Raw genomic sequence first — 13,137 nt, forward strand, 5'->3', positions numbered from 1 at the left:
TTTCTGGATCTGACCGGAATCGACCGGGTGGTAAGCTTCGAGCCTTTTGGTCGGCAGGCGATTTGGCTCAAGGTGGAATCACCGGACGGTTACTGAACAGGCGCCTATGCTAGGATTCATTATCCCGATTTCCGCTTTAGACCTCTAAACCATGATTTGCAATAGATCTGCGACCCTACCAAGAAGGCCCGGATTTTTAGCGATTTCCCGCCTAATTTCCTATCTAAACGCTCTCAGGAAAAGAAGAACACCGATGCCGAAATGATCACGCTGGAAAATTTGATTCAAGACTTAGAAATTAAATCCTCCACCGTCAAACAGTCAGACTCGACTCCCTTTACGATGACTGACCCACTGCCTTCAGCCGTCATCCGGCGGAATGTGGCTTCACCCGCTTTTATATCCTCGATCAGAATCTTGGCCGGCTTAGGTGCGTCGGTGACTTCTTGCAGCGCTGCGACCAGAATATCGACTTTCTCGCGAAACTCCGGGTGTTCCAGCGCGTTAACGGCTGCGAGGCGTTCGGCCAGCAGCTTTTGTTCGGTGTCCCCGTTTGGTTTATCTTCCAGCAGCTCGACAGCCTGACCTAACCCAAGCTTCTCTTTCACATAGTCCCGCACACTGCCATAGGCTTCCTTAGCAGATTCTGACAGAACAGCCCCAGCCATAGCCTTGACGACAAAAATAACAGCTTCCATGAACTGATCTCCTCTATTCGCGCTGCTGCGCTTCATTTAATTGCTCAAACAGCTTCAATGCCGGTGACAGCATTTCAAGGTCCGGATCGTTGCGGATTTCTTCACAGTGTTCTAGATAGCGTTGCACCACTGAAGCCATCAATTGCGCATAACCCAATGGATTCCTTAGGAAACAGGGGGTCATCCGTTCTACCGCCTCCCGCGTGGCGTTGAGCGCATCTCCGCCCCGCCCCAAATCGTAGAGCATGGTCGCAAGATTGTTCAGCGCCACGGCTAGATCGCGAGTGAAGGCCTCCGGGCGAGCCTCGGCCAATTGACGATAGAGCGTCACCGCCTCCTGCACACCGTTGAGCGCGTCTTCGGGTCGGCCCAGATCGAAGAGCATGGCCGCTAGGGTGGTCAACGACTCGGCCAGTTCGGGCGTGAAGGCGTCCGGGCGGGCCGCGGCCAGTTGACGGTAGAGCAACACCGCCTCCTGCCCGGCCTCGCACGCGTCTTCGTGTCGGCCCAGATTGGAGAACATGGCCGCGTGATTGTTCAGCGACTCTGCCAGGTCGGGCGTGAAGGCCTCCGGGCGAGCCTCGGACAATTGACGATAGAGCGTCACCGCCTCCTGCACAGCGTTGAGCGCGTCTTCGAGCCGGTCTAAACCGAAGAGCATGGACGCCAGAGTGGTCAAGGACTCGGCCAGTTCGGGCGTGAAGGCCTCCGGGCGGGCCGCGGCCAGTTGGCGGTAGAGCAACACCGCCTCCTGCCCGGCCTCGCACGCGTCTTCGTGTCGGTCCAGATTGGAGAGCATGTTCGCCAGATTGCCTAGCGATCCAGCCAGCTCGGGCGTATATGCCCCCGGGCGGGTGTCGGCCAATTGGCGGCGCAGCATTACCGCCTCCCGCGCAACTTCATGCGCATCCTCGTGTCGGCCCAGATGGGAGAGTGCGGCCGCCAGATTATTCAGCGACTCGGCCAGGTGGGGCGTGAGGGCCTCTGGACGGACCGAGGCCAATTGGCGCCTCAGGGTCACCGCCTCCTGCAGGGCCTCTCGCGCGTCTTCATGCCGACCCAGATCGGAGAGCCTGTTCGCCAGATTGTTCAGCGACTGTGCCAGGCCAGGCGTGAAGGCGTCCGGACGGGTCTCCGCCAATTGGCGGTAGAGCGTCACCGCCTCCTGAGAGGCCTCGCGCGCGTCCTCACGCCGGCCCAGACGGGACAGGCTGGTCGCCAGAGTGTTCAGCGAATTCGCCAGGTCGTCCGTGAAGGCCTCCGGGCAGGCCTCCGCCAATTGCCGGCTTAGCGTCACCGCCTCCTGCGCGGCTTCGTGCGCATTGTCGCATTGGCCTAGATCGGAGAGCCTATTCGCCAGGGTGGTCAACGACAGTGCCAGACCGGGCGTGAACGCCTCAGGGCGGGTCTCGACCAATTGTCGGCTTAACGTTACCGCCTCCTGCGACGCCCTGAACGCATCTTCGCGTCGGCCCAGACGAAAGAGACTGGTCGCCAGAGTGTGCAACGATGCTGCCAGGCCAGACGTGGAAACCTCCGGGTGGGCGTCGGCCAATTGGCGGAAAAGCGTCACCGCCTCCTGCGACGCCTTGAGCGCGTCTTCGCGTCTGCCCATGGCGCCGAGAAAGCCCGACAGGTTATTCAAGAGACCCGCACGTCGATCATCATCGAGCCCCTCGACGGCCAGAAGCTGTTGTGAGATAACCACTGCAAATCCGGCAGAAAACACCGTGCCTTCCTTCTCGGCAACATCGAGGAATAGAACAGCGCGATCGTGATCTTGCAAGATCATCTTGGTGAGCGCTTGTTCTAAAGCGCTTGACCAGCGCAAAGGCATTCCCAGAAGATCATGTCCGACCCGGCTGATCACATCGCTGAATCCGCCCCCCTGTGGCACAGCCACCTCCGCAAGCCACTCGGGCAAGCGGTGTGTTGGATCATCCAGCAGGCTGAGCGCTAAAAAAGTGGCGGCCATGCGGTCAGGCTCTGGGCGGGCGAGGTGAAAACCTTGACCATCGTCGCGCCATCTGCGCCAGGGTGTGCGCTTAAGCCGGTCAATCAGCCCCTGCCCGGTACTCTCGCATACCCCCAGCTCTGCCAGCGCCTCACATTGCTGATCGCTCAGCCCGCTTTCAGTTAATGCAGCGAGCGACAGGAGCCTGGACAGCCCGTCGACCCCGAGCCCGGCGTCTTGGGATACCCGGGCTGCCCGATCCCGCTCGATATTCGCGAGCTCCCGAATCAGTTCCGGGCCGCCAAAACCAAAGCCTCCTTGCCCAGTGAGAACCTGATGGATGGACGCGGCCATTACGACCAGCGGGACACGGTGTCCGGGATCGGATGCAAGCCAGTCCCGGGCTTGCGATAGGTCGGGCAGATCCTTGCCCGCCTGAATTGCGAAATTCGTTGCAGTCTCGTGAAACATCCCCAACGCCTGATCGACATCAAGCGTCCCCACAACCGTTAATTCCTGACGCCCGGCTCTTGGGCCAAGCTCGCGCAACACTTCGCCCCATTCATCAAATTCTCGGCGGGAAACCAGCAGGATTCGGATAGGGAAATCAACCAGTCTGTCGGGAATGTCCTGGATCGCGCGCACAAGGGCACGCACCACATCCATCCGCTCCTCAGGATAATCGAAGATTAAGAGAAATTTGCGCAAGCTTGTTTCAATCGTCTGGGCTTGACTGGCATGTCTGGGCACGAATCCAGCGGACCACCCCAGTTCACGCAGCCGGGATGCCGCCTCGGCCGCCAGCCGGGTCTTCCCACTACCACCTCCACCTGACAGCAATCTAACCGAAATCGTGTTCGCCCCGTTCTCGGCCCAGTCCAGAATTGATTTCAGCTCGGTGTCACGCCCTTGCAGCGTTGGCGCCATGTTGTAGCGCCACTGCAATGCCGCAAACAGGTTTGGTTCACCTTCCACCATGACTTCTGACCGATCCCGCCAATCAAGGCGGGGAGTGATCGTATCAGGGGCTTGCCTGTCAGTGATTACGATGTTTCCGAATGCCAAGACGTTATTGACTGAAAAATCACCGCTATTTCTGGTCGCCATAAAGAGTCCCTCCTTTACAAACGGTATTCCTCCCTACGCTCCATACGTTAAATGGGCGGCAGTACAGCGGTTGTTGGTCAGGATCATCGAGCTATCAAACTCATTTTATTATTGTAGGCTAGGATCTCTGGTTTCGGCGAGAAGCATACGTTTAGACGACACAGATTTTTAATACGGGTTCTACCGCGTTCCCATGGAAGGTCTCAATACGGTGGACAACTTCAAGTCCTCAGGCTCCTCTAATTTGTTTCCTGTAGTCATGGAGCCGCCGAACGTAATCGAGCGCATTTTTTCTTGCTTCGTTGATGACGCCATTTGATCGCTTACAGGCGATCATGAAGCCTTGCTTTTCAAGCAAATCTGAATGAAGAGAGGAATTCGCGGCGCTGCGAATGCTCGCTTTTGTTTAAAATGCGTCCGCTGCTAACAAAGCCTGTTGCTCGCCTCCAATCTTTCGGTTGCAGCTAGACTATTTCGAACTCCGAGATGGACGACAAATTTAGCACTTTGTGTGGACACCGAAGGAAGCGCACAATTCTCCAATCTACTTTAAGTTCGTTTAGCTCTTTGTGTGGATTTTGGTCGGTAAGATACTGATATTCCCATGCAGAAATTTAGTTGTTTGTGTGGTCGACCATTTTTTGGACAACCACTTACCGCTCCAAAGCCATCTCCCTGCCGGCAGGCTCTGTCAAAGCCACAGCAGAACCAGCATCAATGAAACGCTAACCCCGGAAGCAAATGCGGTCCTTATCAGGTTCCATCGTACCCAGCGATTTTCGAAAGAGCGCCGTTCTGATGCGAGCATGAGTTCATCCATGTCGTCCACATTCAACATTTTCAGGGCGTTATTGAGCGGCACATTAATCAGGAATGTTGGTAGTTGGACCCCGAGGGTATAGACGACCGCACTGGCAACTACCAAGGTTGGCACAAGGCCGTCGTTCTGCAGGACTGCCAGAATCGCCGCTGCCACTAAAGCAAAGACGGATCCAATCCATACAAGACCAAAGACGGGATGACCGGCCTGGATCACGCCGTCGATAGCCTGAAATGCGCGAATGAATTCCTTATCCGTTAAGTTTCCAATTCCTGGCATAACAACCGATGCAAAGGAAAAGACAAACCCAGCCGTTAAGGCAGATAGCAACGTAGCCACGATCAGTGCGAGTTCAAGCAAAGTCATAATATGGCTCCTGTCAGACGGGCAATGAACGTTAGTTGGTTCAGGTACAAGCCAATTTTCGTGGAACCATGTCGGATGTTATTGCCGCAGCATGCCAAAGTTTTTGCCGAGGGCGACAAATTCAAACACAGCCTCAACCAATCCATAGTCGATAGGACTTTTGAGTCTGTTCTGCTCAACGCTTGAAAGCCGTGTACATCCGCCCTGCTCCGTCTATTGCGGCCTCACAGCCAATGGCAGCCGCTCGCGAATGAACTCGGCTAAAGCTTTTGTATGCGGTGGCACACCTACCCGTGACGGCATCAACAGACTGAGGCTTGCGTACTGGGATACCCAGCCTGGCAATATCCGAACGAGCTGGCCGGCTTCAACGGGTGCTCTGCAGACATAATCAGGCAATGCAGTAACGCCCAGGCCATCAATTGCGGCTTGCCTAATTGTCGACATATCCTCTGAACAAAGAGCGATATGGGTAGTCTGATGGGTTCGAAGACCATCTTTGTGCTGCAAGGGAATCGCCTCTTTCGCGCCGGCCCTCCCCACCTTTAAGAAACGACAACTGGCTAAATCATAGGGTGTTTGCAGTTGCTCTAGTTGCTCCAGATAACCAGGCGAGCAATAAAACTGCCATTCCACATTCGCGATAAACCGCTGTATCAAGCTCGAATCAGGCAATTCGCCACTGTGCCCGCGAATAGCGATGTCTACTCCCTCAGTAATCAAGTCGATCATGGAGTTGGTGACGCGTTGTTCGATAAGCACTTTCGGATGCAGCCTGGCGAAATCAGTCACGATATCGAACAGAACAAATTGCGCCACACCCAGCGAACAACTGATCACAACCTTTCCTGAAAGGCTTCCACCTCTATTGTCCATTGCTGCTTCAGCCATTTCGAATTGGTCAACGAGCTTTCGAGCATGCTGGTAGAAGCTCTTCCCTTCTTCGGTAACGGCGACATTGCGGGAACTTCTCTGAAGCAGCCTCACACCAAGGCGCTCTTCCAGCTGAGCAACATGTCGGCTCAGTCGCGACTTGGGCATGTCCAATGCCTTTGCCGCTGCGGTGTAACCCTTCTTTTCAACAACATGCACGAAATAGAAGTAGTCGTTCAGGTCAATGCTCACACTAGCGTCCTATATATGGAACGAAAAGTTCATATTTTAGCCATTTTTGTTCAGATACCAAGCTGCTAGATTATTTTCAGATCAGATATGGAACGGAGAAAGACAATGACCTATAAGGTTGCTCAACAACACGACTCGATAACAGCTCTTGCCCCGGTAAAGGGGAGCCCACTGAGTGTCGGCTCAGGGTTCACGGGTGTGGGTTTTCGCCACGGGCAGTTTTATGGGGCCATGGATCCCTTCATCATGGTGGATCACTACACTATGACGGCACCTACCTTTGGCGCCCACCCTCACGCTGGCCTCTCGGCAGTCACCGTTTTGTTTGAACATACGGACGGCAAATTCAACAACCGCGATTCGCTGGGGAATGACTTCGACATTAACCCTGGCGACCTCTACTGGCTGAATGCGGGCAGCGGTGCCGTTCACGACGAGGCACCGCGAGAAGGCGCCACGATTCATGGACTGCAGATTTTCGTTAACTTGCCCGGCCGCATGAAGCACCGGGCGCCAAGCTCCCTGCATGTGAAGCGAGAAGACATGCCGACCCTGAATGGCCAGGGCTACCGTGTGCGGCTGGTTCTTGGCCGAAGCAACGGGGTCGAGACGGACGCGGCGTCGGTATGGCCAGCCACTATTCTTGATGGTTTTGCTGACAAAACATCGTTATTCGAACACCGCATTCAAACGGGCTTCAATGCCTGGATCTATTCAGTTGAAGGCGACATCGAATTTCACGTGCGCGGCGAATGGTTCACGTTCCACCAGGGAGAGTCCAGCGCGATTGATGGTGCAGAGGGCGAGGCACTCACAATACGCGGAAAGTCTCCATCAAGCAGCCATTTTGCGGTGCTCTCGGGTGAGAAAATCAATGAAAATTTCGTTCAACACGGACCGTTTGCAATGAGCACTCAACAAGAAATCGATGAGGTGGTTGCTCGTTATAACGCAGGAGAATTGGGGAGCCTTGTATGAAAGTATTAACGTTTGCCGCGACCAACAGTCGCAAATCCATCAACAAACAACTCGTAAAATACGCCGCGACCAAGCTGGCGAATGCTGAGATCGATTATGTTGAGATTAATGATTTTGACTTGCCGATCTACAACATCGACCTGGAGGAGCAATACGGCATTCCTAAGTGCGCGCATGCCTTCCAGGCCAGGATCGAACAAGCGGACGTGATTCTGGTTTCCTTTGCCGAGCACAATGGCAATTTCACTGTAGCGTTTAAAAACCTCTTCGATTGGATGAGCCGAATTGGCCGAAACGTCTACCGTGACAAGCCGATCGTGATGCTCGCCACGTCTCCGGGGCCCGGTGGCGGAAATACCGTGCTGAAGCTTGCTGAAACCGCTGCTCCCTTTTTCAGTGGCAAGGTCGTTGGCAGCCTCAGCATTCCAAGCTTTTTCGATAACTTTGATGTCGATCGCGCCGAGCTGACAAATAGCGATCTGGTTGAAAAGCTTGAACAGGTATTGGGAGCCTTTGAACCCCAGACCACCTAAAGAGCCTCAGCTTGGACACTGAATTCACGGTTTCATTTGATGGTTGATCAGAGGATTATTCTGAAGTCGTTCTTTTGCCAAATCTACGAATGAACGAATTTTGGCACTAGCTCTCAACCCCTCAAGGTAAACAATATTTATCGGTATGGGTTCGGGTTCGTGTTCCTGGAGAATTCGTACTAACGAACCGGTTTGGAATTCCTCTCCAACTTGATATGACATTAGCCGCGTAATTCCGTAGCCGCTCTTTACTGCAGAGATTGCAGAGTCATTCTGATTAAATTGGAGGCGCGGCGAGACTCGTACAGAAGTCTTGCCCTCTGATGACTCAAACCACCAGGTCGTCGATGGTTCTACCGCAGAAGACTGGATAATTTGGTGATCAGCAAGGTCAGCTGGATGGTTTGGCAGGCCATGTTTGCTTAAATAATCCGGAGAGCCACACACTACCTTTTGGACATTCCCAACCCTGACAGCGAACTGGCTGGAGTCTTTCAGGTTGCCGATACGGATTGCCACATCCAGGCCCTCATCGAGAATATTGCTCACTCGATCGTAGAAAACTGCCTTCACCCGGAGTTCCGGGTGTCTGTCGAGGAACTCAATAAGGATGGGAACAATGTATTTTCTCCCAAAAAGCACAGGCGCTGTCACAGACAAAATGCCCTTTGGTTCCCTGTAAACCCCCAATAGCGCCGACTCGACCTCCTCAATTTCCTCCAGAATTCTCTTGGCGTCCTGAAAGTAGCGGTTACCAGACTCAGTCAAACGGACACGCCTGGTGGTGCGGTTGAATAAGCGAACGCCTAACGAGCCCTCCAACTGGGCAATTGCACGGGTAACAGCCGGGGCTGACATATCTAGCCTCTGGCTAGCCCCTACGAAGCTTTCGCGTTCAGCGGCCTCGACGAAGACTCGCATCAATGCAATCTTATCCATACAGCGGTCATCCTACCGAATTGATACTTCCATAATGCGCAATAGTGAATTTCTCCATGCACCAATTATTAATTGATTCTGAAATTTTAATATCGATGCTCCTTAACGAAATCAACAGGAGAAACGATATGTCACGCATTCCAACACCAGCCTCAATTTCAGAGGCTCCCGAAGCCTCGCGGGCATTGCTCGAAGCTGTAAATAGCCTTTTGGGTACTGTTCCCAATTTATTCCGCATTACTGCGAATAGCCCCAAAACCCTTGAAGGATATCTTTGCCTGAACGGCGCCCTCAGCGCTGGTTCTTTGTCAGCCCAAACGCGAGAGCGCATTGCGTTAGCGGTCGCGGAGATAAACGACTGCGACTACTGCCTGGCGGCTCATGATTACCTGGGCAGAAACGTTGCAAAACTCAGTTCTGAGGAAATCGAGGCTGCCAGACGCGGACACTCGGACGACGAGAAAGCGGCCGTTGCCCTCGAGTTCGCAGCAAAGATCACAAAGGATCGAGGAAACGTTTCAAGTGATGACGTTCAGAAGGTTCGCTCAGCCGGATACAGCGACGCCGAGCTGGTCGAAATCATTGGCAACGTAGCCCTGAACGTTCTCACCAATTACATCAACCGGGTTTTGGCGACTGATATCGATTTCCCGTCGGTTAAGCCGCTGTCGGAGTAACAAAATAGAGATCAGGGTGGCGAAAAGGGGCCACCGTGATCTCTATTTCATCGCTACCAAGCTGAAAGATCTCAAGACAGTTCCAGGTATTGGTTGCTTGAAACGCCGGATCCCAGGTCCGCAGGATTGACCGAGCCCTTCAGGTAAGCGTGGCAGTTCTGAACAAAGATGAGCCTTTTCTTGCCGACCACTTGCGAGATCATTTGCTCGTCAACGTCCAACAGCGCCACGATGCTCAACGCGCTTTTATTTCGAAGGTCGGAGGCTGTCGCCATCAACTCTACGGTGCTCTTTTTCTGAACGAACTTCAGATAAAACCACCGCCGCAAAAGCTCCTTCATTCCCTCTGTCGGTACATAATTTCCCTGCGATACCTGAGTTAAAGCGGTCATGGCGCCCTCCCGAACCTAATCAACGATAGTCACCCCTTTGACTATCAGGGCAGTCTTATTGTTACAGAGACGTCCCCTGGAGCACTTCCTTATCTGTTGGTGCCATTTAACTTTCCTGCTGCATGACAGAAAGGCGCCCTGCTCTCACGAGTGTGAAAACGGAACTCGCAAATACCCAACCGAATCCAATCACGCCGACATTGATGCCTGATACAGTCTTTTCCGTACCATCCGGATGCACCATTGATCCGCCGTATAAACCCTGTAAGGCATAGGCTGCAAGGAAACCGCCGGTGACCACCAGCGCAATAACACTTGCTTTGCCCTTTCCATCGACAGACATCCAGGTAAGCCACAGGGCAATTGCACCGAGAGAAGAGTTGGTAATCAGTTGCCACACTTCGTGCAATCTCGCATGGGCTACCCAGTCCGGGTTGAACACGTGGGTGTCGTTAATCTCCAAATACGGAACAGCAATGGCGTAAAGTGCGATTGATATTGTTAACAGTATCTTATCCAGCATTCTTCATGTTCCCTGTGAGTTGAAAGTGGGAAAGGGTCAGGTTTGACAACTGCTGCAAGCGCCTGCCAAACCTGGTTCATTTCGGGGGCCAGACTCGTTTATCGTTCTTCCCAGATACCCGTGTTTGCCACTTCCTCTGCAAAGGTTGCAAAGTCTTTCGGTGGCCGGCCAAGTGCCTGTTGTACGCCATCGGTCAAATGGGCGTTGCGGCCGTCAAGAACCGTTGCGAAGAGATAGTCCAGCATCCAGACCACATCCTCAGGCGCCCCGGAGTTCTCCATCTCTGTAATAAAGCTCTTGTGAGGCACGTCGATGAATGAAATCTCGCGACCGGTCGCTCGGGAAAGATCGTTGGCCACGTCTGCAAAGGTCATGAGTCTTGGCCCCGTCACTTCATAGATGCGCCCGCTGTGGTTGTCCTGAGTCAGGGCCGCAACAGCCACGTCTGCGATGTCATCGACATCAACGAAGGGCTCGACCTGATCGCCTGCTGGCAGAGTGATGGCGCCATTCAACACCATGTCGATGAATGCGCCCTCAGAGAAGTTCTGGTTAAACCAGCTTGCGCGGACGACCGTCCATTCGAGGCCAGATTCCTGAACAATGTCTTCGCAGGCTTGTGCCTCGGCTTCGCCACGCCCTGATAACAGCACAAGTCGCTTCACTCCGCGGCGTCTGGCCAGGCTAACGAACGCCTGGATAGCGTCAGTGGCGCCAGGCATTGCCAGGTCTGGTGAGTAAGTGATGTAGGCTGAGGTTACGCCAGTGAGGCAGGCGTCCCAGCTTTTCTCGTTGGCCCAATCAAAAGACGGGATCGCTGAGCGGGACCCAACTCGAACCTCATGACCAATGCTTTTAAGCTGTTCAACGACGCGTTTCCCGGTTTTTCCGGTACCGCCTACGACAAGAATTGTTTGATGTGACTGATTGGATGGTTTCATTGACTTGCTCCTTTTCTCGTAAGTGCAAGTCAATTTTCGAGGAACAGTGTTGTTTGTTATTGCCCCAGGGTGCCAGAGTTTGTGCAACTGACGACAACCTTGAACCCCGCTTCAGCGAGCTCGAAGTCGATAGGATCGTGGCGTCTGTCCCGCCCAACGCTTGAAGGCCCGAGTGAACCCACTTTGTTCCGCAAACCCCGTCAGGAAGGCAACTTCGGCAAGACTGTAGTCTGTCTCGCGCAGAAGTCGCTGTGCGAGATCTTTCTGCGCCATGTCGACAATGGTTTGAAATGAATAGCCCTGCTCAGACAATCTTCTTTGCAATGTCCGAGCGCCCATCTTCAACTCGGAGGCGATTCGTGACAGCTTCGGTACACCTTCACTCAGCACGTTGGCGACAGCACGCCTGACTTGTTGCTGCAGTTCAGTATCGCCTTTGAGCGAATTCAGTTGCAGCTCAAGATGCTGGTCAAAAAACCGGGCGATGGATTCGTCGCCCAGCTTGTTGGGTGTATCGATGCTTTCGTTACTCACAAGCATCGCATCGCGACCCGACTCGAAATGAACGGGACAGCCAAAATACGACTCATACACGCTGGTATTGCCTAGCGGCGCATGCTTGAAATAGATGGCCATCGGTACGAAGCGTGAGGCGCTTACTTCTTCGCTGATGGTCGTTACCGCCGACATGCTGGCTTCATTGGAGAGCAGCATGCCCCGAGAACCATCGCCTGCTTTTTCAAGGTTGAAGAGAAAGCCCTCTTCCGTCTTTTCGAGTGAATAGGTTTCCGCGCTACCCAGTACATGCCCGTAACGCTCTGCCCTGGTGAAAGAGCCTCGCAAAGTTGGTGCGGATTTCCACGCCAGACCAAAAGCACCGTACTCGTCGCTTCGCATGGCAGCGCCGATCCTCAATGGCAGGACAACGCCATCGGGATCGCGATCAACCAGTTCGGCAAAAAAGCCGTAATACGCCGCTGAAGACACCATCTGCGTTGGATCGATGGGGCCGTCTACCGGAAGGCCAAGTTCCCGTATCAAGTCGCGCGTTTCTACGCCCGGGCTTGCCTGACCGGCAACTTTATAGACATACAATGACGTTATCTGAGACATAGCAACATAGATAATCCATATTCGTTTAGTTGTGCAACTTCATTTTCCTGGTGGTCCAGAGCGTTCCGCTCATCAGCCAATCCTGCAACAAGCACGTATACACTAGACTCAAAACATGGAACACAACTTCCACACTTTCTTCAAAGCGAGGACAACAAAATGAACATCGCAAAAAGTTCGCGTAACTGGCTGTCTTTGGCGCTCTGTCTGGGCCTTTCTACCACCGGTTTTATGGCCCATGCCCACGAAGCTTCGGCGACGACAGCATCTGGCCCTGAAGCCGGCCAGACCGATGGGGGAAAAACCCCGGGAATGCAACACCATTACCACCACGAAGGCGGCTATCAAGGCCACCATGGCAACGGGGCATACCCGAAGCACCATGGCATGAGTGGACAAGGTGGGATGCATCACAATATGCCCGGCTATGGTGCCGTGGCTGGCGGACCTGCCGTGGACCTGGGCCTGGATGAAGATCAGATTGAAGAGATTGCGAAGATTCAGAAAGAACTGAGATCAGAGCTTCAGGAGCTGAAAGTTGAAAGGTATGAGGCATCACTCAAGCTGGAAGAGCTTTATACCGCAGAGGAACTCGATGCTGGCGATATAAATGATCAACAACAAAAGGTCTTCGACGTCATCAAGGAGATCACCGAATTGCAGGTTGAAGCCCAGCAGGACATTCGGGATGTATTGAACACCGAGCAAAGAAATCAGCTTATGCGCTCCGGCGATTGGCTGATGTTGAATTGAATCAACGTCGGTTTACAGAAACGAATCCTTGAGTGTTCAACTTGGACGAGCGGCTGGCAAGAAACGGATCTTTCCACGGTTTGGCGCTCGTCTAAGTGTATTTGCATACCCGTAATAATGGTTTCTGCCTACGCCCATCACAGCCTCTTCCTCGTAGACTAATAGTGAGCTTGCACATAACCTGTCGTGCAAATGTCGGGGTCAGACATCGCTGATTT

At 53.6% G+C, this 13,137-nt stretch carries 13 protein-coding genes; 4 read left to right on the top strand and 9 right to left on the bottom strand.

Translation table 11 applies throughout. The features are described 5' to 3' along the window. Positions 1-284: 284 nt before the first annotated feature. From EDB94_RS12645 to EDB94_RS12660, 4 genes are all read right to left on the bottom strand, one after another. Positions 285-698 carry a hypothetical protein gene (locus tag EDB94_RS12645; RefSeq protein WP_108018982.1) on the bottom strand — a complete coding sequence of 138 codons (414 nt, stop codon included), beginning with the start codon at positions 696-698 and terminating at the stop codon, positions 285-287. Positions 699-711: 13 nt separating this feature from the next. Then, on the bottom strand, positions 712-3,759 hold the full coding sequence (locus EDB94_RS12650) for a tetratricopeptide repeat protein (RefSeq protein ID WP_108018981.1): 3,048 nt from the start codon (positions 3,757-3,759) through the stop codon (positions 712-714). Between the two features lie 691 nt (positions 3,760-4,450). Beyond that, on the bottom strand, positions 4,451-4,945 hold the full coding sequence (locus tag EDB94_RS12655; RefSeq protein ID WP_181259059.1) for a DUF1772 domain-containing protein: 495 nt from the start codon (positions 4,943-4,945) through the stop codon (positions 4,451-4,453). A gap of 213 nt (positions 4,946-5,158) precedes the next feature. Continuing rightward, complete coding sequence (locus EDB94_RS12660) at positions 5,159-6,070, bottom strand: LysR substrate-binding domain-containing protein (protein WP_108018979.1); 912 nt, start codon at positions 6,068-6,070, stop codon at positions 5,159-5,161. A 105-nt stretch (positions 6,071-6,175) separates the two neighbouring features. On the opposite strand from EDB94_RS12660, the gene EDB94_RS12665 reads away from it, so the two are divergent. Both EDB94_RS12665 and EDB94_RS12670 read left to right on the top strand, forming a co-directional pair. Continuing rightward, complete coding sequence (locus EDB94_RS12665) at positions 6,176-7,048, top strand: pirin family protein (protein WP_108018978.1); 873 nt, start codon at positions 6,176-6,178, stop codon at positions 7,046-7,048. Continuing rightward, on the top strand, positions 7,045-7,581 hold the full coding sequence (locus EDB94_RS12670; RefSeq protein ID WP_108018977.1) for an NADPH-dependent FMN reductase: 537 nt from the start codon (positions 7,045-7,047) through the stop codon (positions 7,579-7,581). Before EDB94_RS12665 ends, EDB94_RS12670 begins: the two co-directional genes overlap by 4 nt. A gap of 24 nt (positions 7,582-7,605) precedes the next feature. Here the strand turns inward: EDB94_RS12670 and EDB94_RS12675 are convergent, their stop codons facing one another. After that, positions 7,606-8,520 (bottom strand): LysR family transcriptional regulator, encoded by a 915-nt coding sequence (locus tag EDB94_RS12675; protein WP_108018976.1) that lies wholly within the window; start codon positions 8,518-8,520, stop codon positions 7,606-7,608. Between the two features lie 56 nt (positions 8,521-8,576). Between EDB94_RS12675 and EDB94_RS12680 the strand changes: the two genes are divergently transcribed. Further along, the gene (locus tag EDB94_RS12680; RefSeq protein ID WP_260312584.1) at positions 8,577-9,197 is read left to right on the top strand and encodes a carboxymuconolactone decarboxylase family protein; all 621 of its coding nucleotides are present in this window, start codon (positions 8,577-8,579) and stop codon (positions 9,195-9,197) included. A gap of 71 nt (positions 9,198-9,268) precedes the next feature. On the opposite strand, the gene EDB94_RS12685 is transcribed toward EDB94_RS12680, so the two are convergent. From EDB94_RS12685 to EDB94_RS12700, 4 genes are all read right to left on the bottom strand, one after another. Beyond that, positions 9,269-9,589, bottom strand: coding sequence for a hypothetical protein (locus tag EDB94_RS12685; protein ID WP_260312585.1), 321 nt, complete (start codon positions 9,587-9,589; stop codon positions 9,269-9,271). A 106-nt stretch (positions 9,590-9,695) separates the two neighbouring features. Further along, a complete protein-coding gene (locus tag EDB94_RS12690; RefSeq protein ID WP_108018974.1) occupies positions 9,696-10,112 on the bottom strand; it encodes a hypothetical protein in 417 nt (138 codons plus the stop codon). Positions 10,113-10,210: 98 nt separating this feature from the next. Then, positions 10,211-11,053: an NAD(P)H-binding protein gene (locus EDB94_RS12695; protein WP_062784333.1), complete on the bottom strand. Its 843-nt coding sequence runs from the start codon at positions 11,051-11,053 to the stop codon at positions 10,211-10,213. Between the two features lie 111 nt (positions 11,054-11,164). Continuing rightward, positions 11,165-12,166, bottom strand: coding sequence for an AraC family transcriptional regulator (locus EDB94_RS12700; RefSeq protein ID WP_108018973.1), 1,002 nt, complete (start codon positions 12,164-12,166; stop codon positions 11,165-11,167). A gap of 159 nt (positions 12,167-12,325) precedes the next feature. Between EDB94_RS12700 and EDB94_RS12705 the strand changes: the two genes are divergently transcribed. Then, a complete protein-coding gene (locus tag EDB94_RS12705) occupies positions 12,326-12,919 on the top strand; it encodes a Spy/CpxP family protein refolding chaperone (RefSeq protein WP_108018972.1) in 594 nt (197 codons plus the stop codon). Positions 12,920-13,137 lie beyond the last annotated feature (218 nt).

Origin of the sequence: Marinobacter sp. 3-2, assembly GCF_003751355.1 — a bacterium.
GTDB classification, from domain to species: domain Bacteria; phylum Pseudomonadota; class Gammaproteobacteria; order Pseudomonadales; family Oleiphilaceae; genus Marinobacter; species Marinobacter adhaerens.